20 protein-coding genes, 1 pseudogene and 1 other annotated feature are annotated in these 20074 nt (G+C 52.4%); of the genes and pseudogenes, 14 read left to right on the top strand and 7 right to left on the bottom strand.

Going from position 1 to position 20074, the window contains the following annotated elements; translation table 11 throughout:
- Positions 1-425 precede the first annotated feature (425 nt).
- Positions 426-677: a YciN family protein gene (locus D6C13_RS00775; RefSeq protein ID WP_120130941.1), complete on the top strand. Its 252-nt coding sequence runs from the start codon at positions 426-428 to the stop codon at positions 675-677.
- A 149-nt stretch (positions 678-826) separates the two neighbouring features.
- On the opposite strand, the gene sohB is transcribed toward D6C13_RS00775, so the two are convergent.
- Positions 827-1870, bottom strand: a complete 1044-nt coding sequence (gene sohB, locus D6C13_RS00770) for a protease SohB (RefSeq protein WP_120130940.1) — start codon at positions 1868-1870, stop codon at positions 827-829.
- A 357-nt stretch (positions 1871-2227) separates the two neighbouring features.
- Between sohB and D6C13_RS00765 the strand changes: the two genes are divergently transcribed.
- Positions 2228-2989 (top strand): YciK family oxidoreductase, encoded by a 762-nt coding sequence (locus D6C13_RS00765; protein ID WP_120130939.1) that lies wholly within the window; start codon positions 2228-2230, stop codon positions 2987-2989.
- A 14-nt stretch (positions 2990-3003) separates the two neighbouring features.
- Positions 3004-3594 carry a cob(I)yrinic acid a,c-diamide adenosyltransferase gene (gene cobO, locus D6C13_RS00760; RefSeq protein WP_120130938.1) on the top strand — a complete coding sequence of 197 codons (591 nt, stop codon included), beginning with the start codon at positions 3004-3006 and terminating at the stop codon, positions 3592-3594.
- A 12-nt stretch (positions 3595-3606) separates the two neighbouring features.
- Here cobO and cobC read toward each other — a convergent pair whose 3' ends face one another.
- From cobC to rnm, 4 genes are all read right to left on the bottom strand, one after another.
- The gene (cobC, locus tag D6C13_RS00755) at positions 3607-4203 is read right to left on the bottom strand and encodes an alpha-ribazole phosphatase (protein ID WP_120130937.1); all 597 of its coding nucleotides are present in this window, start codon (positions 4201-4203) and stop codon (positions 3607-3609) included.
- A gap of 174 nt (positions 4204-4377) precedes the next feature.
- A complete protein-coding gene (gene rluB, locus D6C13_RS00750) occupies positions 4378-5298 on the bottom strand; it encodes a 23S rRNA pseudouridine(2605) synthase RluB (RefSeq protein ID WP_233432907.1) in 921 nt (306 codons plus the stop codon).
- A 611-nt stretch (positions 5299-5909) separates the two neighbouring features.
- Positions 5910-6530 carry an L-threonylcarbamoyladenylate synthase gene (locus tag D6C13_RS00745; protein WP_120130935.1) on the bottom strand — a complete coding sequence of 207 codons (621 nt, stop codon included), beginning with the start codon at positions 6528-6530 and terminating at the stop codon, positions 5910-5912.
- Positions 6531-6564: 34 nt separating this feature from the next.
- Positions 6565-7530, bottom strand: a complete 966-nt coding sequence (gene rnm / locus D6C13_RS00740; protein ID WP_120131033.1) for an RNase RNM — start codon at positions 7528-7530, stop codon at positions 6565-6567.
- A gap of 297 nt (positions 7531-7827) precedes the next feature.
- Positions 7828-7930: a sequence feature (Trp leader region), on the top strand.
- A 55-nt stretch (positions 7931-7985) separates the two neighbouring features.
- Between rnm and D6C13_RS00735 the strand changes: the two genes are divergently transcribed.
- From D6C13_RS00735 to D6C13_RS00705, 6 genes and pseudogenes are all read left to right on the top strand, one after another.
- Positions 7986-9548 carry an anthranilate synthase component 1 gene (locus D6C13_RS00735; protein WP_120130934.1) on the top strand — a complete coding sequence of 521 codons (1563 nt, stop codon included), beginning with the start codon at positions 7986-7988 and terminating at the stop codon, positions 9546-9548.
- Position 9549: 1 nt separating this feature from the next.
- Positions 9550-11153 (top strand): annotated as a pseudogene (gene trpD / locus D6C13_RS25825) (bifunctional anthranilate synthase glutamate amidotransferase component TrpG/anthranilate phosphoribosyltransferase TrpD).
- A gap of 3 nt (positions 11154-11156) precedes the next feature.
- Positions 11157-12521, top strand: coding sequence for a bifunctional indole-3-glycerol-phosphate synthase TrpC/phosphoribosylanthranilate isomerase TrpF (trpCF, locus tag D6C13_RS00720; protein ID WP_120130932.1), 1365 nt, complete (start codon positions 11157-11159; stop codon positions 12519-12521).
- Between the two features lie 44 nt (positions 12522-12565).
- Positions 12566-13756: a tryptophan synthase subunit beta gene (gene trpB, locus D6C13_RS00715; RefSeq protein ID WP_120130931.1), complete on the top strand. Its 1191-nt coding sequence runs from the start codon at positions 12566-12568 to the stop codon at positions 13754-13756.
- Positions 13756-14562: a tryptophan synthase subunit alpha gene (gene trpA / locus D6C13_RS00710; protein ID WP_120130930.1), complete on the top strand. Its 807-nt coding sequence runs from the start codon at positions 13756-13758 to the stop codon at positions 14560-14562. Before trpB ends, trpA begins: the two co-directional genes overlap by 1 nt.
- Positions 14563-14792: 230 nt before the next feature.
- The gene (locus tag D6C13_RS00705) at positions 14793-15107 is read left to right on the top strand and encodes a BON domain-containing protein (protein ID WP_095921655.1); all 315 of its coding nucleotides are present in this window, start codon (positions 14793-14795) and stop codon (positions 15105-15107) included.
- Positions 15108-15194: 87 nt separating this feature from the next.
- On the opposite strand, the gene ompW is transcribed toward D6C13_RS00705, so the two are convergent.
- Positions 15195-15827, bottom strand: coding sequence for an outer membrane protein OmpW (gene ompW, locus D6C13_RS00700; RefSeq protein WP_120130929.1), 633 nt, complete (start codon positions 15825-15827; stop codon positions 15195-15197).
- Between the two features lie 291 nt (positions 15828-16118).
- Between ompW and D6C13_RS00695 the strand changes: the two genes are divergently transcribed.
- The 4 genes from D6C13_RS00695 to yciA all read left to right on the top strand — a co-directional run bounded on the left by D6C13_RS00695 (position 16119) and on the right by yciA (position 18575).
- Positions 16119-16520, top strand: coding sequence for a YkgJ family cysteine cluster protein (locus D6C13_RS00695; protein WP_120130928.1), 402 nt, complete (start codon positions 16119-16121; stop codon positions 16518-16520).
- 91 nt (positions 16521-16611) lie between these two features.
- On the top strand, positions 16612-17367 hold the full coding sequence (locus D6C13_RS00690) for a YciC family protein (protein WP_120130927.1): 756 nt from the start codon (positions 16612-16614) through the stop codon (positions 17365-17367).
- Positions 17368-17466: 99 nt separating this feature from the next.
- On the top strand, positions 17467-18006 hold the full coding sequence (locus D6C13_RS00685) for a septation protein A (protein WP_120130926.1): 540 nt from the start codon (positions 17467-17469) through the stop codon (positions 18004-18006).
- Positions 18007-18134: 128 nt separating this feature from the next.
- Entirely contained in the window at positions 18135-18575 is a 441-nt protein-coding gene (yciA, locus tag D6C13_RS00680) for an acyl-CoA thioester hydrolase YciA (protein WP_013575935.1), read from the top strand.
- 91 nt (positions 18576-18666) lie between these two features.
- Here yciA and D6C13_RS00675 read toward each other — a convergent pair whose 3' ends face one another.
- Entirely contained in the window at positions 18667-19398 is a 732-nt protein-coding gene (locus D6C13_RS00675) for an energy transducer TonB (RefSeq protein WP_120130925.1), read from the bottom strand.
- A 213-nt stretch (positions 19399-19611) separates the two neighbouring features.
- On the opposite strand from D6C13_RS00675, the gene D6C13_RS00670 reads away from it, so the two are divergent.
- Complete coding sequence (locus D6C13_RS00670) at positions 19612-19908, top strand: YciI family protein (protein ID WP_120130924.1); 297 nt, start codon at positions 19612-19614, stop codon at positions 19906-19908.
- The last annotated feature ends 166 nt before the right edge of the window (positions 19909-20074 follow it).

Here is a 20074-nt window from a genome sequence, read left to right as displayed (position 1 = left end):
AAGATTTTGTCTTGTTATGCCGCGGCACAATATCACGTCTTTTTTTATATTGCGGCAGTGAGTCAGAACGTCAACCTATTTCTTCCAAACGAGGCGAGAACTGACTTCCAGAGGTTCAAAACACTGATTCTGCGAGGGATTAACCAGACAGGGCTCAGCAGAATGCGCCCGTTTTTATGTCAAACAATGACCAAGCGTAAACAAAACATTCCACCTGAAGCCACAAAATCCCACACTCTACCTGATAAAAATCGTCACGCAAACTAATTAACACGTAAACGCTCTTTTCGCCAATCTGCGTAAACCCTTTACTGTTTCGCTTAAATTATAAACAACGATTCAGGCGAATTACCCCCAGCAGATTTGCGGTTTTCTCCGTGGCGGGATTACAATAACGTCAGCAATTATAGTGGGGAGTAAATATCATGCACGAAAATACATCGGCAATTAGTCACGAAGCTTTACTGGTCGAAGCGAATAAGGTTATCCGTGAACACGAGGATTACATGCACGGAATGCTCGCGACAGAGGTTGAGCAGAAAGGCAATGTTCTGGTTTTCCGCGGGGAGTTTTTCATGGATGACGACGGTTTACCGACCAGAAAAACCACGGCGGTATTTAATATGTTTAAACATCTGGCTCATGTTTTTTCAGAAAAATACCATCTGGAAGACTAAGCGTTAAAAATGAGTAATAAAAGTAAACGCAATCGATAAACTGTTGCAGTAAATCGGGGCAATAAAAAAGGGACAAAAGTCCCTTTTTACTCTTAGTGCTTCGTCGGTAATGCTTTGCCGGAACGGTTAACGCTCCGCCAGCTCAGACCTTACAGCAATGGCTTCTGGCTGCGCTGCAACCAGCGCAGGAACAGACGATCAGCGCTTTCAGCCGCACTGCCGGTGAATCTGTCCATCATGCGTTTACGGCGGCTGTAACGCACCGCGATCACTTCATGATTTTTCATTTCTGCAATCAGTAAATCATCACTGGTGCCAATGGCATCAATCAGGCCATTTTCACGGGCCTGGGTACCGAACCAGTGTTCACCCGTCGCCACCGCATTAATGTCCAGTGACGGACGATTCTGATGCACAAACTCCTTGAACAGAACATGCGTTTCGTTCAGGTCTTCACGGAATTTCTCGCGTCCTTCATCGGTATTTTCACCCAGCAAAGTCAGCGTACGTTTAAACTCGCCCGCCGTGTGCAGTTCAATATCGATGTCGTTCTTTTTAAGCAGACGGTTGAAGTTAGGGATTTGCGCCACGACGCCGATGGAACCAATAATGGCGAACGGTGCGGCAACAATCCTGTCTGCCACACAGGCCATCATATAACCGCCGCTGGCAGCCACTTTATCCACGGCAACGGTCAGGCGGATCCCACTCTGACGCAGGCGAACCAGTTGCGAAGCTGCAAGGCCATAACCGTGCACCACACCGCCCGGACTTTCGAGGCGCAGCAGAACTTCGTCTTCCGGTGTCGCCACCGCCAGCACCGCCGAAATCTCTTCACGCAGCGACGTCACTTCATGGGCATCCATGCTGCCTTTAAAGTCGAGCACATACAGGCATGGTTTGCTTTTTGAGCCACCGGTTTTGGCCTGCAATTTTTTCTGTTTGGCTTCAGCTTTATCTTTTTTCTTCAGTTCCTTGCCGCGAATTTTCAGCTCAGCAGGATTCATACGCGCGCTGCGCATTTCACGTTGCATTTCGCGGTACTGTTCGCCTAAGTCGATCAGTTGTAACTCACCTTTGCTGTGAGATTTACGATGGCGAAGGCCGACAACCAGAATTACCAGCGCGCCGATGGCGATCACTACGGTCACAACTTTGGCCAAAAACAGCCCATAAAGAGAAAGTAAATCCACAAAACCGCCTTATCTATGTGGTCATAAAACCGTGGTCAGAAAGATGTTGAACATTCTAGACAATCGCCGTCGCGGCGTCTTGTTTGAATATGACATTGTCAATCGTAAGTAAAACTGAGTGCGCACGTGTTCCAATTTTGTTACAAAAGAGCTGTTCGTTTTTCGGTTAATCATTGAAACTCATGCCCATTTGAGGCATATAAGCGGTGATCGCTGCTAAAACACCGCAAAATTTCGCCAAAATGTCGGACTCCGGTCGAGCGCAACGTCTCCCTTTTCCGGCATTTTTATATTTAGAGCGCCAGATGTGACGACGGCCATTTGCCGCCACATCGCGCCCCGTTAAGAGGAATGACCGTGCATTACCATCCTAAATCTGATTTGCTCAACAATCGCATTATTCTCATCACCGGCGCCGGCGACGGCATTGGTCGCGAAGCTGCCCTGACCTACGCCCGCTTTGGCGCGCAGGTGATTTTGCTGGGTCGTACCGAGAGCAAACTGGCCAACGTGCAGCAGGAAATTGCGGCGAGAAACCTGCGCCCTGCTTTTATTTATACACTCGATTTACTGACCGCCAGCCAGCAGGATTGCCAGCGAGTTGCTGATCAAATCGGGCAATGGGTTCCGCATCTCGACGGCGTTTTGCATAATGCCGGCCTGCTGACTGACATCACGCCAATGGCGGATATTCAGTTACAAGACTGGATGAACGTGATGCAGGTAAATGTGAATGCGACCTTTATGCTGACGCAGGCGTTACTGTCGCTGATGCTGAAATCCGCCAGTTCTTCGCTGGTCTTCACAACGTCCAGCGTGGGTCGTGAAGGCCGCAGTGGCTGGGGTGCCTATGCCGTGTCGAAATTTGCTACCGAAGGTATGATGCAGGTGCTGGCCGAAGAGCATAAACATACCGGTCTGCGCGTGAACTGCATCAACCCTGGCGGCACCCGAACCAGCATGCGTGCCTCGGCGTTTCCCGATGAAAACAAAGATAAACTCAAGACACCGGCGGATATTATGCCGTTATATCTGTACCTGATGGGCGACGACAGCCGCCGTAAAACCGGCATCAGTTTTGATGCCCAGCCAGGCCGCAAAGCCGGTCCGGCAGAATAATAACGGAGCCACTGATGACTGAAGATCGCCACAAGCAGCGCCAGCAAAAGCTGAAAGAACAGGTGGATGCGCGTATTGATGCCGCCAAAGAGCAGCGCGGAATTTTGATTGTGTTTACCGGCAACGGTAAAGGCAAAACCACGGCGGCCTTTGGTACCGTCACCCGCGCCGTCGGGCACGGCATGCGCGCGGCGGTGATCCAGTTTATTAAAGGTGAATGGCCGAACGGCGAGAAGAATCTGCTCGAACCGCACGGCGTGGAATTTCAGGTGATGGCGACCGGCTTTACCTGGGAAACACAGAATAAAGAAACCGATACCGAGGCCTGTCAGGCCGTCTGGCAGCACGGAAAACGCATGCTGGCTGATGCTTCGTTAGATCTCGTGGTGCTCGATGAGCTGACGTATATGGTCAGTTTCGGCTATCTGGATTTACAGGAAGTGGTGGACGCGCTGAATGCCCGTCCGTCGCACCAGACGGTGATCATTACCGGACGTGGCTGTCATCGCGACCTGCTGGAAATGGCCGACACCGTCAGCGAACTGCGGCCGGTAAAACACGCCTTTGACGCCGGTATCATGGCGCAACAGGGCATCGACTGGTGATGCCCTGCCCCATTATAAACCGCTGTCGTTGAAGCGCTGAATAACGCAGGCTCCGGGACGGAGATCGATTTCACACAGGCAGCCTTGTTTAAACGGAAAGCGCCACATATCGGCAGGCGCGAGTTTGAGCATCATCGCCAGTAACAGGCTGAGCGACCCCTGATGCGCGACAATGGCCAGCCGGCTTTCCTGCGGGCGTAAATGCAACTGCTGCAAAGCCTGGCGAACACGCACCGTAAAGTCAGTGAATGATTCCCCCTGCGGCACATCGGCTTTTTGCCAGTCCTGACACCATTCCTGAAATCCTTCAGCCTGTGAGGCTTCCAGCTCGTTGTGGTGACGCATTTCCCAGTCGCCAAACGCCATTTCGCGTAACAGGGGCTGTGATTCCATCGTGATGTCGCGCCCCTGCGCGATAATCCCGGCGGTGTCGCGACTGCGGCGCATATCGGTATGGATAATGGCATCCAGCGACGTCGCCGCCAGCTGACGGGCAACATGTTGTGCCTGTCCTTCGCCTTCCGCCGTCAGCGCAATATCGCTGCTCCCGCAAAAAACGCCGCTAATGTTAGCCTGAGTTTGTCCGTGTCGTATCAGATATAATTTCATGATGTTGTCCTTTGTCTCAGAGCCAGAAATGCCGGTGAGTCATGTATTTTCTTGCTGATTTTCAGGTAAGTCTTTTCAGACAAATACGGTTCTGTCCTGAATTTGACACAAAAAAAACCGCAGTTTTAAACTGCGGTTTATGAGCATAGCCGGAAGTTTGTCGCTTGTCAGCGATTAGCCCCGTTTGGCAGGCCCGGTAGTACGACGTGCCGGTGCAACCTGAGTGTGGCGTTTAACAGCACGACGGATCTGGTTGGCTTTCACACGGCGACGATCGCGCTCAACCGGCAGTTTGCTGACGGTTTCTTCGGTCATATCGACCAGTGTGCGCAGATAGTTGATGTCCGGCAGATCCAGCTCTTTATAGCCGCCTCGAGGCAGGCCTTTAGGCAGGTTCAGGTCACCATAACGCACGCGGATCAAACGGCTGACCTGCACGCCAACGGCTTCCCACAGACGACGAACTTCGCGGTTACGCCCTTCTGTCAGGGTTACGTTATACCACTGGTTCAGACCTTCGCCGCCCTGGAATTTGATCGAGCGGAATGCCGCAGGACCGTCTTCCAACTGTACGCCACGGCTCAGCTGTTTGATTTTTTCATCATCAACCTGACCAAACACACGCACGGCATATTCGCGCTCAACTTCACGGCTCGGGTGCATCAGGCGGTTAGCCAGTTCACCGTCGGTAGTGAATAACAGCAGGCCGGAAGTGTTAACGTCCAGACGACCTACTGCAATCCAGCGGGAACCGCGCATTTTTGGCAGACGGTCAAAGACGGTCGGACGGCCTTCCGGATCACTGCGCGTACACAACTCACCTTCCGGCTTGTAGTACGCCAGCACGCGGCAGACGGTGTCCTGAGATTCCATCACGGACAGAACGTGACCATCGAGACGAATTTTGGTGCCGCCGGTGACTTCCACGCGGTCGCCCAGCGTAGAAATTTTACCGTCAACGCTGACGCGGCCAGCCTGGATCATCGCTTCGACTTCACGGCGTGAACCGTGACCTGCACGCGCGAGGACTTTTTGCAGCTTTTCGCTTTGCCCTTCGGTGCTGTCCAGCGCGTTCTTCGGCTTCTGGTATTTCACTTCTTCTTCATCACCGTTTTCATCAAACAGTGCTTCAGCTTTAGGCTTGGTGCCACGCGGTTTCAGCGGTGCGCGAGGTTTTTCACCGCGGGCATTTTCCGTACGACCCGGTTTGCCGGTGCGTGGTTTTTCTATACGTGAGTTTTCTATGCGTGAATCGCCGCGGCCTGCGTCAGAACGTGGTTTGTCTGAACGCGGCTTGTCGCTGCGAGGTTTATCTGTACGTGGTTTGTCAGTACGTGGCTTTTCGCCGCGCTTTTCAGCCCGTGACGGTTCCGGACGGCTTTTTGCTGCGCCGGAATTTCTGCCACTTTTTGGCTTGTCACCAGATGGACGTGCCGGTTTGGCTTTATCGCTGGTGTGCTTCTGGGAATTATACTTCTCGCTCATTGAGCAGCCTCATTTGTCGCCTTCACAGGCGTCGGGGGGAGCCGGCAGCATGACGTGATTCGCCACCTGCCCGCCAAAATTCAGTTATTGCGTAGTGATACAATGACTTACAAAAAAGTCAGCCCGCCATTATACACATTTATCGGCAATTTGTATCCTGCAAAGGACTTTACGGTCTGATTATTTTTCAAACAACCTGCACAGACTGACTCAGGCAAAGATCACCGGAAAGGTGCCGGATCGCCTGCGCCTTCGCGGATCACTTCCGGTGACACTTCGGTCAGATCAATCACCGTCGTCGGTTGTTGCCCGATAGACCCCCCGTCAATCACCAGATCGACCAGTTTGCCTAAATGGTCTTTGATGTCTTCCGGATCGGATTCCGCAAAGTCATTGCCTGGGAGCATCAGCGTGGTGGACATCAGCGGTTCACCCAATACGTCCAGCAATGCGACAGCAATCGGATTCGACGGTACGCGCAAACCGATGGTTTTGCGTTTCTCACTCATCAGACGGCGCGGCACTTCTTTGGTCGCTTTCAGAATGAACGTATAGTTGCCCGGCGTGTTATTTTTGATCAGACGAAATGCCGAGTTATCCACGTAAGCGTAAGTCGACAGCTCAGACAGATCACGACACATCAGGGTAAAGTTGTGGTTTCCGTCTAACTGACGGATGCGGCAAATGCGCTCCATCGCGTTCTTTTCTTCCAGACGACAACCCAGCGCATAGCCTGAGTCCGTCGGATAGACGATCACATTCCCCTTGCGCAGCAATTCGACAGCCTGATTAATCAGACGTGGCTGCGGATTTTCGGGGTGAATATAAAAATATTGACTCATGGTTCCCTCTTAATTCTTCTTCTGCGGTCGGGCTTCAGACCGGTTCAATTTCAGGCTGTTTCCCGGCGACCGGCCAGTGTTGCCATACCGGCTCTGCGCCTGCGGGAAGCCAAAGTTTGCGCCCCAGCTCAATCCACGAACAGGGCTGATGGAAATCAGAACCCTGCGAGGCGAGTAAATTATAGTCACGGGCGTAAGCCGCCAGCTGAGCGCGTTCATTCGGCGCCTGCTGACACTGCGCGACTTCCATGGCATCGCCGCCCTGCTCTGCAAAGAATGCCAGCAGACGTTTAAGCCATTTCGTGGACAAGTCATAACGACCCGGATGGGCAACAACGGCCTGTCCGCCAGACTGATGAATCGCATTAATCGCTTGTTCTATTGTACACCACTGTGGCGGAACGTAGCCGGTCTTGCCTTTGGCGAGGAACTTTTTGAACACCTGTGCGATAGTGCCAGCCGCGCCAAATTCCACCAGATAACGGGCAAAATGCGCACGTGTTACGGCACCCCCATCGGCCAGACGCAACGCACCTTCCCATGCGCCTTCAATACGCGCTTTGGCCAGACGACGCCCCATCTCCTGCGCACGCTGCTGACGCAAATCCGCCTGCACTTTCAGTAATTCGATCATCGCCGGATGCAATGGGTCGATGCCCAGTCCGACAATGTGAATTTCATGGTTTTCCCACAATGTAGAAATTTCGACACCGTTCACCAGTTGCAGCGGCAGCTGATTCTCAGCAATGGCCTGCGCCGCCCGCGCCAGCCCTTCCGTGCTGTCGTGATCGGTGATCGCCAAAACGCCCACCCGCATTTCCACCGCACGCGCGACCAGCGCTTCCGGCGTTAAATAGCCGTCTGAAGCCGTGGTATGGCTGTGGAGATCGTAAATCGTGAATGCAGTGCTGGTGGTCTGGTCGTCTGCTGAAGATGAAGTATTTAGGGGCAAAGTCGTCGTCACGTGGGGAATTAACCTGTTTCTGAATGCAGAGTCCATCATAACGCGTTAGCGCTTCTCACGTTAGGGATGATTTCAACCGAACGTGACACACTGCAACGGTGCGGTACGCCGTCAGCGCACTATTCCCCACACTGCCAGCGCACCAAAGGTGTGAAAACAAGCAAAAAGAGGGTTGACTTTACATCTCTGAACTAGTTTACTAGTACGCAAGTTCACGGAACAGTTCAGAAATGAACAACGTGACAAACCGATTCAGAAAGCTTACGTTTTAAAGACGTTAGCTTCATAAACAAACAAGAGTGTCTGATGATGAAAACTCACATGATGGCGGTTCTCAGCGGGTGGCGTACTTCCCTTTGGCGGGCGGAATAATCACGCATAGCTGTCATCAGACGCTGCAAGATTTCCGAAGCCCGCATAATGCGGGCTTTTTTGTGGCCGTCTATTTGAAATCTGTTTTACAGAAACGTTGAAAAATTTCAGGAAGCAAAATGACTATTCAGAAACCACGATTAGAATTGCTGACCGCAGAAGGATGTTACCGCGGCGACCCGACAGCCATTTTCCACCAACTTTGTGGCGCACGTCCGGCCACGCTGCTGCTCGAATCCTCCGAAGTGACCAGCAAAGAAAACCTGAAGAGCCTGTTAATTGTTGACAGCGCCCTGCGCATCACCGCGCTGGGTTACCGGGTTTCGATTCAGGCACTGACCCCGAACGGTGCCTCTTTATTGTCACTGATTGATGCCGCCCTACCGGATGAAATTCGTAATGACGTTCGCCCTAACGGCCGCGAACTGACTTTCCCGTCTATTGACCAGATGCAGGACGAAGATGCCCGTCTGCGTTCACGTTCCGTATTTGACGCGCTGCGCAGTATTCTGACCTCCGTTGAAGCGCCAGCCGATGAACGCGAGGCGATGTTCCTCGGTGGTCTGTTTGCCTACGATCTGGTCGCGGGTTTTGAAGATTTACCGAAACTTGATTCCGACCAGCGCTGCCCGGATTTCTGCTTCTATTTGGCAGAAACCTTGCTGGTGCTTGACCACCAGAACCGCTCCTGCCGTTTGCAGGCCAGCCTGTTTACGCCTTCCTCTGATGAGAAACAGCGTCTGCACGAACGTCTGGAACAGTTGCAATACCAGCTGCAATTACCGGCGCATGCTATTCCGCATCAGAGCGTGCCGGAAATGCAGCTGAGCGTGAACCAGAGCGACGAAGTGTTTGGTGCCGTGGTTGAGAAAATGAAAGTGGCGATCCGCGCCGGTGAAATCTTCCAGGTGGTGCCTTCACGCCGTTTCTCGCTCCCATGCCCTGCTCCGCTGGCCGCTTATGAAACGCTGAAAAACAACAACCCGAGCCCGTATATGTTCTTCATGCAGGACAACGATTTCACGTTGTTCGGCGCATCGCCGGAAAGCGCGCTGAAATATGACGCGACTAACCGCCAGATTGAAATCTACCCGATTGCCGGGACGCGTCCGCGCGGTCGCCGTGCTGATGGCTCACTGGATTTAGATCTCGACAGCCGCATCGAACTGGAAATGCGTACTGACCATAAAGAACTGGCCGAGCACCTGATGCTGGTGGATTTAGCACGTAACGATCTGGCGCGTATCTGCGAACCGGGCAGCCGATACGTTGCTGACCTGACCAAAGTTGACCGTTACTCTTTCGTGATGCATCTGGTGTCCCGCGTGGTGGGTACGCTGCGTCATGATCTCGACGTGCTGCATGCTTATCAGGCCGTCATGAATATGGGTACGCTGACCGGCGCACCGAAAGTGCGCGCCATGCAGCTGATTTCAGCTTCCGAGCAGACCCGTCGTGGCAGTTACGGCGGCGCGGTCGGCTACTTCACCGCTCACGGTGATCTAGATACCTGCATCGTTATCCGCTCAGCCTATGTCGAAGACGGCATCGCCACCGTGCAGGCAGGCGGCGGCGTGGTGCTCGATTCCATACCGCAAGCCGAAGCCGACGAAACCCGTAACAAAGCCCGTGCAGTTCTGCGCGCCATCGCCACCGCCCACAACGCGAAAGAGGTATTTTAAGATGGCCGATATCTTACTTATCGATAACGTCGATTCCTTTACTTACAACCTCGTCGATCAGCTGCGTTCAAGCGGTCACAACGTGGTCATTTACCGCAATCAGATCCCGGCTGACGTGATTATCGAAAAACTCAGCCAGTTGGAAAAGCCGGTGCTGGTGCTTTCTCCGGGTCCGGGTACACCTTCTGAAGCCGGTTGTATGCCGGAATTGCTCAAACGTCTGCGCGGCCAGTTGCCGATTATCGGCATCTGTCTGGGTCATCAGGCGATTGTGGAAACCTACGGCGGTTTTGTCGGTCAGGCAGGTGAAATCCTGCACGGTAAAGCTTCTTCTATTACCCATGATAACGAAGCAATGTTTGCCGGTATGAATAACCCGCTGCCGGTCGCCCGTTATCACTCGCTGGTCGGCAGTCAGATCCCCGACGGTCTGACCGTTAACGCCCGCTTCGGCGATATGGTGATGGCAGTGCGTCACGAAGAAGATCGCGTTTGCGGTTTCCAGTTCCATCCGGAATCCATTTTAACTTCACAGGGCGCCCGTCTGCTTGAGCAGACACTGGCCTGGGCTTTGGTGTAAGGAGAACTGTCATGAAAACGCAAACTATTCCCGGCATTCTCGAAAACCTGTTTCGCGCTCAGGCAATGACGCAGGAAGAAAGCCAGCAGTTATTTACCGCCATCGTGAATGGCGAACTGGAACCGGCGCAGCTGGCCGGTGCCTTAATCAGCATGAAAGTCCGTGGCGAGCAACCGGCTGAAATCGCCGGTGCAGCCAAAGCGTTACTGGCGCACGCCGAACCGTTCCCGCGCCCTGATTATCCGTTCGCGGATATCGTTGGCACCGGCGGCGACGGCACCAACAGCATCAACATTTCTACCGCCAGCGCCTTTGTGGCGGCGGCCTGTGGCGCCCGAGTGGCGAAACACGGCAACCGCAGCGTGTCCAGCCGTTCGGGCTCGTCGGATTTACTGGCAGCGTTTGGCATCCGTCTGGATATGCCTGCAGAAGAATCCCGCGCGGCTCTCGATGACCTGAACGTGTGCTTCCTGTTCGCGCCGCAGTATCACACCGGTTTCCGCCATGCGATGCCGGTGCGCAAAGCGCTGAAAACCCGCACGCTGTTTAACGTGCTCGGGCCACTGATTAACCCGGCGCGTCCGCCGATGGCGCTGATTGGCGTTTACAGCCCGGAACTGGTGCAGCCGATTGCAGAAACATTGCGCGCACTCGGTTATGAACGTGCCGCCGTGGTTCACGGTGGCGGAATGGATGAAGTCGCCATTCACGCCGCAACACAAGTTGCTGAGCTGAAAGACGGTAAAATCACCACGTATGAACTGACGCCACAGGACTTTGGTCTGGACAATTATCCGATTGAAGCCTTGCTGGGCGGCGAGCCGGAAGAAAACCGTGACATTCTGGCACGCTTATTACAAGGTAAAGGAGATCCGGCCCACGAAGCCGCGGTAGCCGTCAATGTGGCGATGTTACTGCGTCTGTTCGGTCAGGAAGACTTAAAGCAAAACGCACAACAGGCTTTGGCCGTCATGCGCAGCGGTGAACCTTACCAGCGCGTGCTGGCATTGGCAGCAAGAGGATAAGTGATGCAGCAGGAAACCGTGCTCCACAAAATTGTTCGCGACAAGGAAATTTGGGTCGCGGCACGCAAAGAACAACAACCGCTGGCCAGCTTTCAGAACGAAATAACTCAGAGCCAGCGCAGTTTCTACCATGCCCTGCAAGGCGCAAGAACGGCCTTTATTCTGGAGTGCAAACAAGCCTCTCCGTCGAAAGGGAAGATCCGTGAAAACTTTGATCCGGTAGAAATCGCCAGCGTTTATAAAGATTACGCTTCCGCTATTTCAGTATTAACTGACGAGAAATACTTCCAGGGCAGCTTTGATTTTCTGCCTCTGGTCAGCAAAACCGTCACGCAACCGGTGCTGTGCAAAGATTTTATTATCGATCCGTATCAGATCCATCTGGCGCGTTTCTATCAGGCCGATGCGATTTTACTGATGCTGTCAGTGCTCGATGACGATCAGTACGTTCAGCTCGCCGCCGTCGCTCACAGCCTGAATATGGGCGTGCTGACCGAAGCGAGTAATGAAGAAGAAATGGATCGCGCCGTTAAGCTGAAAGCCAAAGTGGTCGGTATCAATAACCGCGACCTGCGCGATTTGTCCATTGACCTGAACCGCACCCGTGAACTGGCACCGCGTGTTCCACATGGCGTCACGGTCATCAGCGAATCAGGTATTAATACCTACGGGCAAATCCGTGAACTCAGCCGCTTCGCCAATGGTTTCCTGATCGGCAGCGCGCTGATGTCGGAACAAAACCTCTTCGCCGCCGTTCGTCGTGTGCTGCTCGGTGATAATAAAGTGTGCGGTCTGACCCGCGCGGAAGACGCCCTGGCGGCGTTTGAGGCCGGTGCCATTTATGGCGGACTGATTTTTGTCGAGGCGTCGCCACGTTTCGTCACGCATACGCTGGCGAAAGAAGTACAGAACGGCGCGCCGCTGAAATATGTCGGCGTGTTCCGCGATGAATCGGTCAGCATTGTGGCGCAAACCGCACAGACGCTGAACCTGACCGCCGTGCAACTTCATGGCGATGAAAGCCAGGCGTATATCGATGAACTGCGCGAAGCGCTGCCTGAAAATGTTCAGATCTGGAAAGCGCTGAGCGTCAAAGACACCCTTCCGGCACGCGACCTGAATCACGTAGATCGCTACGTGCTGGACAACGGCAAAGGCGGAACCGGTTATCGTTTCGACTGGAGCAAACTGGCCGGGCAGGATCTGAGCAATGTGCTGCTTGCCGGTGGTCTGAGCGCAGATAACTGCGTCGAGGCTGCGCAACTCGGTTGTGCAGGGCTGGACTTCAACTCCGGTGTTGAAAGCGAGCCGGGCATCAAAGATGCCGAAAAAATTACCGCCGTATTCCAGACATTGCGGGCGTATTAAGCCGCACGCAATGCCGAAAAAATTGACAGACAGGACGGAATAACATGACTTTACTTAATCCCTACTTCGGCGAATTTGGCGGCCAGTATGTTCCGCAAATTCTGATGCCTGCGCTGGCCCAGCTGGAAGAAGCCTTCGTCAGCGCACAGCGCGACCCGGAGTTCCAGGCTGAATTTATCGATTTACTGAAAAACTACGCAGGTCGCCCGACGGCGCTGACACTGTGCAAAAACCTGACCGCAGGCACCAAAACCAAGCTGTACCTCAAGCGTGAAGATTTGCTGCACGGCGGCGCGCACAAGACTAACCAGGTGTTAGGTCAGGCATTGCTGGCAAAACGCATGGGCAAAACTGAAATCATCGCCGAAACAGGCGCGGGTCAGCACGGCGTGGCTTCCGCACTGGCCTGTGCCCTGCTCGGTCTGAAATGCCGTATTTATATGGGCGCCAAAGACATTGAGCGTCAGTCACCGAACGTGTTCCGTATGCGCCTGATGGGTGCGGAAGTCATTCCGGTACACAGCGGTTCTTCCACGCTGAAAGATGCCTGTAATGAAGCGCTGCGCGACTGGTCCGGCAGCTATGAAACCGCCCACTACATGCTGGGCACCGCGGCAGGCCCGCATCCTTATCCGACTATCGTGCGTGAATTCCAGCGGATGATCGGTGAGGAAACGAAAGCCCAGATGCAGGAACGCGAAGGCTGTCTGCCGGATGCGGTAATTGCCTGTGTGGGCGGCGGTTCCAACGCCATCGGCATGTTTGCTGATTTCATCGACGATACCAGCGTGAAGCTGATTGGCGTTGAACCGGGCGGTCTGGGTATCGAAACCGGACAACACGGCGCACCACTGAAACACGGTCACGTCGGCATTTATTTCGGTATGAAAGCGCCAATGATGCAAACATCTGAGGGTCAGATTGAAGAGTCTTACTCAATTTCAGCGGGCCTGGATTTCCCGTCTGTCGGCCCGCAACACGCCTTCCTCAACAGCATTGGCCGTGCAGAATATGTGTCGATTACTGATGACGAAGCGCTGGAAGCCTTTAAAGAATTGTCCCGCCACGAAGGGATTATTCCTGCGCTGGAATCCTCACATGCGCTGGCTTATGCACTGAAACTTATCAAGGAAACGCCAGAGAAAGAACAAATCCTGGTTGTGAATTTGTCAGGTCGCGGTGACAAAGACATTTTCACCGTACACGACATCCTGACTGCCCGGGGAGAAATTTAATGGAACGTTATCAGCAATTATTCAAACGTCTGGAAAGCAAAAAAGAAGGCGCATTTGTTCCTTTCGTTACGCTGGGCGATCCGGGCGTTGAGCTTTCACTGTCCATCATCGATACGATGATTGAAGCCGGTGCCGATGCGCTGGAACTGGGTATCCCGTTCTCTGATCCGCTGGCAGATGGCCCGACGATTCAGAACGCTAACCTGCGCGCTTTCGCGGCAGGCGTAACGCCGACGCAGTGTTTCAATATGCTGGCCCGCATCCGTGAAAAACATCCGGACATTCCGATTGGCCTGCTGATGTACGCCAATCTGGTGTTCCACAACGGTATCGAAACTTTCTATCAGCGCTGCGCCGAAGTGGGCGTCGATTCCGTACTGGTTGCTGATGTGCCGTTCGAAGAATCCGCGCCGTTCCGCGCCGCGGCATTGCGTCACGGTATTGCCCCGATTTTCATCTGCCCGCCAAATGCGTCTGATGATTTGTTGCGAGAGATTTCCTCTCATGGCCGCGGCTACACTTATCTGCTGTCCCGCGCAGGCGTTACCGGCACGGAAAAACGCGCGCTGACTCCGCTGAATCATCTGGTTGATAAGTTACGTGAATATAATGCTGCGCCACCGTTGCAGGGCTTTGGTATTTCCGAGCCTTCACAGGTGAAAGAAACGCTGGCGGCAGGCGCTGCCGGTGCCATTTCCGGTTCAGCGACGGTGCGTATCATCGAAAATAATCAGCATCAGCCTTCTGAAATGCTGGCTCAGCTTTCCCGCTTTGTCAGTGAAATGAAAGCCGCCACCCGCGCTTAACTGCTCTAAAACAGAACCTCAGTCAGACAGTGACTATTAATAAGTGACTAAGGTTCTGTTTCTTTTAATTTCTTACTTTTTTTTACCCCACTTAATTTGTATTAACCATTTCAATAATCCAAACTAAAATTACTCAGCAGATCAATGATACTGTATGTGAGAGAGATATCATCTGCTTAGGTAACAGGTTGTTTCTTTTGGTTTTATAACAAATCATGGAGAGTTATTTTATGAAGCTATTCAAAACTTTGTCCGCATTCTGCATGGCAGCCGTTGTGGTCATGGCCGTTGCCGCGTGTGCACCGACTAAAAAATCAGAAGGAACCGGTGGTTACATCGATGACACCGTGGTCACGACAAAAGTAAAATCAGCCCTGCTGGCCGATAAGACAATTAAATCCACTGAAATCAGCGTCGAGACCTTTAAAGGCCGCGTGCAGTTAAGTGGTTTTGTGACGTCAACAGCGGATGCTAACCGTGCGGTCGAAGTGACGCGTGGCGTTGCCGGTGTACGTTCGATTGAGAATGATATGCGGGTGAAATAGTCTGCGAATGCTGTATCCGCACAGGCAGTAAACTGAAAAGCGAAGAGGCGCCGGAGCGCCTCTTTTTTTATACCTGTTTTCTGAAGATCAGAAGCGATAGCCGACGCCAAACATAAAGACCCACGGGTCGATCCGGGTGTTGATGTTTTGCTGCTCACCACCGGCTTTGAATTTCACTTCCGTATCAATATCCATCCACCACACAGACATGTTAATCAACCAGTTGTCATCCAGGTTGTAATCCAGACCCGCCTGCGTTGCCACGCCCCATGAATCCTTGACGCTTAAATCTGACAGCCCGGCATCGCGCCCGGTCTGGTTGAAATTGGTGTCGTAGAAAGTGGTGTAGTTGATACCCACACCGAGGTAGGGACGAAGTTTGTCCTGCCTGTCGCCAAAATAATACTGGGCCATCAGAGACGGCGGCAACTGCTTCACTTCTGCGATTGTCCCGGTGCTTTGCAAACCGACTTTGTGCTGGAACGGCGTGGCTGCCAGCAACTCCATCCCGATATTGTCGGTAAACATATAGCCCAGTGTTAAGCCCATCTGAGTGTTGTTATTGATATTAAATGAACCCAGACCCAGCACGTTATCTGAACCTTCTGTCGGACGAACCGTGGCTGTACCTACGCGAAAAATCACATCCCCTGCCTGATGTGCGCTCGCAACTGCCGGAAATGCCGCTGCCGCCACTAATGCCCAATATGCTGCTTTCATTGTCCCTTTCCTTTGTGTGGATTATTTATCAACCGCGCAAATGATACCTACTCTTTGGTATGGTTTGATCAATGCGGGATCACATCTTTAAAACAAAACGTAATAAAATGCATCTTCCGCAAAGCGATCTAAATCTATAAAAACAAAGGAATTGATCTGCATCAAAAATGAGGAAATTTTGTTGATTTGTTAAGAGGTGTAATTTCAGTTGCTAAAAAAAATGACGCTGCGTAATTTGCATACACATGTTGGTTTTGGTTTGGTGCCGTAAGGAGTCGGTAGCTTCCCAAGATGAGCGAAATTAACAATCCTTGTATGACCTGTGGCGCATGCTGCGCCTATTTCCGTGTTTCATTTTACTGGGCTGAATCTGAAGAGGCTGGCGGTATTGTTCCCCAGGCTCTGACAGAACAAGCCACCCCTTTTCTGAGTTGTATGCAAGGCACGAACAACAAATCGCCGCGCTGCATCGCCCTGAAGGGGGAAGTGGGACAATCGGTTTCCTGCTCGATTTACCTTAACCGCCCGACACCTTGTCGTGAGTTTGATCAGGCCGGCCTGAATGGCGTCGGCCATATGGCTTGCGATCGCGCACGCGCAGGTTATGGCCTGCCTCCGCTCACTAAAGAATTACCGACGATTAATCTCAGCCACCTCAGCCGCGTACAGGCAGAGATTCATCAGGCAGATTGACAGGAAATCAGCGCAAAACTATCGGCGGAGTGTATTTAAAGGGTACAATCCCCGCCTTATTGATTTTTGCTTTTTTTGCCAAGGAGCGTCCATGTCTATCACGGCCAGTACATTGTACCGTGACAGTTATAATTTTATGCGTAATCAGATGAGTAGCGTTTTAGCGCTCTCGGTTCTGGCCGCATTAATTACCGTCATATTGAGCTGGGTTTTAAGTCCTTCCGCTGAGCAGGTTGATGCAATCGCGCAACTGATGAGCAACATGACCGGCATGAGCGTCGGCGATATGATGGGTTATATCGAACAGCAGATTACTCCGGAGCAGCAAAGCGCCATTTTCCGCTATAGCCTGGCAGCACTTTTTTCCACGCTGGCCGGTAATGTCATTCTGGTCGGCGGCGTATTAACGCTTATTCAGCTGGTTTCCCAGGGCGTTCGCGCCAGTGTGGTTCAGGTGTTGGCGGCTTCCCTGCCTGTTCTCCCGCGTCTGGCTATTTTGCTCTTCATCTACAGCGTGATGTTCCGTATCGGGCTGGCACTGTTGTTTGTTCCGGCTTTCCTGATTGCGATTGCATGGGCGATGTCGCCGGTTATTGCGTGCAAAGAGAACGTAGGCGTCTTCAAAGCGATGCGATTGAGTACCCGGCTGGCGTTCTCCAACATTCGTCTGTTTGCACCGGCGATTATGCTTTGGATTGTGGCGCAGGTGGTTCTGATGCTGTTTGTCGGCGTGCTCAGCGCACTTAATCCGATGATCGGTGCGGTAATTCTCGGTGCGGTGAGCAATCTTATCAGTGCATTTATGCTGATTTATCTGTTCCGTCTTTACATGAAATTACATGCATAATATAGACATACGTTTTTAAGGGGCGCTCCGGCGCCCTTTTCTTTTGTCCGTGAAATGATTCCGGTATAGTCATCTCATACATAAAACATGGAATGAAGTATGAAGCAGCTCCTCGATTTTCTTCCCCTGATTGTCTTTTTTGTGGTTTATAAGCTTTACGACATCTTTGTCGCATCAGGCGCGTTAATCGCTGCCACCGCGTTAGCGTTAGTCATTACCTGGGTTCTGTATCGTAAAATCGAGAAGATGACGTTAATCACCTTCGCGATGGTGGCGGTATTCGGCACCCTGACGCTGGTCTTCCATAATGATGAATTCATTAAATGGAAAGTGACCGTGATTTACGTCCTGTTCTCCGGTGCGCTGCTGATCAGCCAACTGGTACTGAAAAAGCCGTTAATCCAGCGTATGTTGGGTAAAGAGCTGACCTTACCGGATCACGTGTGGAATAAACTGAACGTCAGCTGGGCGATCTTCTTCCTGCTGTGCGGCCTGGCGAATATCTATGTTGCCTTCTGGTTACCCCAGAATATTTGGGTCAACTTTAAGGTCTTTGGTCTGACAGTCCTGACGCTGGTGTTTACGCTGTTAAGCGGTATCTATATTTACCGGCATATGCCAGATGATGAAAAAAAATAAGCATTCTTCTGCACGGGCCTTTCTTTGAAAGGCCTTCCTATTATTAAGCCCTGAATTATTCAGGCCGCAGGAAGGCAGCCAACGCATCTGCGGTGTGAAGCATGACGGGCTTTTTGTGAAGCAACTTTATGAACGAAAAACATAGCTTACCCAATGGTGAAATGGTCTTGCGTACGCTGGCTATGCCCGCTGACACCAATGCAAACGGCGATATCTTTGGTGGCTGGCTGATGTCGCAGATGGACATGGGCGGTGCGATCCAGGCGAAGGAAATCGCTAAAGGTCGCGTTGTGACCGTGCGCGTTGATGGCATGACGTTCCTCAAGCCGGTAGCGGTGGGGGATGTTGTGTGCTGTTACGCACGCTGCATTCGTACCGGCAACAGTTCGATTACCATTAATGTTGAGGTGTGGGTGAAGAAAGTCTCTTCTGAGCCTATCGGACAGCGTTACAGAGCCACTGAAGCGGTCTTTACCTATGTTGCCGTGGATGACGAAGGCAAATCGCGTCAGCTGCCGGACGGACGCAGTAATTTCAGCGTGGATTCTGACGGTGTTTCTCAGGACTGAGCTGTTTACTGAGATCCTGATAAACGAAAGGTCGCCCCTGATGGCGACCTTTTTTATTGCGGTTTTCTGGTGGTAAAACCTGCAGCGAAAGTTACTCTACGCTGCTGCCACCTTTAATTTTGAACACCAGATTCACCACCAGATTGCTGGCAGCTTTCGGCTCATAGCGCCATTTGTTCATCGCCTGCTTCACTTCACGCTCAAACATGTTGCGCGGCTCGGCTGACAGCACCCGGATGTTCTGCACACGACCATCGCTATCTACATCAAACTGCACGCGCACACGGCCCTCGATACGCAATGCCAGCGCACGTGCCGGATAACCTGGCTGTCCGCGTTGCAGCGGACGCGGGCCGGTATCATTTTTCGCATTCGCAGACGCTGGCGGCTGGCTGAACGGTTTGTTTACCGGCTTGTTGCTGGTGACCGGCGCGGTTTGCACAGTTTGCGTCGGTTTTTCTACCGGCCGCTCAACGGGCTTAACTTTCGGCTTCACCACAGGTTTTTTAACCGGCTTCGGTTTAGGTTTCGGTGGTTCAGGAATAACCACCGCTTCTGGCGGAGGTGGCGGCTCAGGCACCACTTGCGGCTCAGGCTCGGGTTCCGGCGGCGTCGGTTCAGCCTGAGGCGGCGGCGGAGGTGGCGCGAAATCAGCGGGATTGACCATCGTCACGCTCATCACTTTTTGTTCCTGCGTCGGTAATTTAATCGACTCACCAACTGTCATATACAAAACGCCTGCGATAACAGCGACATGCAGACTGACAGCAAGCGCAACCGGAATCGTAACCTTGCGGATAAATCTAAACTTTTTTAGCGGCATAATGATTCATTTTCCCCGTGAAGCCGCAAGTTTAAATGTAAATAGCAATCATATTCAACACCGAGATGACAACTATTCTCAAATAACCTTTGCTTTGATCCTACGCAAAGCACTTTCCCCCAGCTTCAGGTTTAGCTATGTTAATCCTGCAAAATGCTGTGACAGCATCTGAATGCTGCAAATCGCTCTATAAAACCCAATTAAAGGTGACTCATGCTTTACGTTATTTATTCTGAAGATGTTTCTGACTCCCTGGAAAAACGTGCAGCTGCCCGCCCTGCGCACATCGAACGCCTGAAAAAACTGCAGGAGCAAGGTCGCGTTTTAATCGGCGGCCCGACTCCGGCCATCGACAGTGAAGATCCGGGCTCTGCCGGAATGACCGGTTCTGTACTGATTGTGGAATTTGAAACTCTCGAAGACGCCAAAGTGTGGGCTGATGCAGACCCGTACGTGGCCGGTGGCGTTTACAAAGCCGTCACCATCAAACCTTTCAAACGCGTGTTCTGATATTATGCGGGCAGCCTTCGGGCTGTCCGTCCTGCCTCCTGCACTGCCCTTCGCCCAGCTTTAATCAACTTTACTTTTGCTTACGCCAGTTGAGTGTCTAACTATCCGGATAGCGAAAAATTTACCTGCGCCATTATTTAATCAATAAGCGAACGGAGAACCGGAT

It is taken from the genome of Rahnella woolbedingensis, from assembly GCF_003602095.1.
Taxonomy (GTDB): Bacteria; Pseudomonadota; Gammaproteobacteria; order Enterobacterales; family Enterobacteriaceae; genus Rahnella; species Rahnella woolbedingensis.
This window is presented reverse-complemented; position numbering and strand designations above follow the sequence as displayed.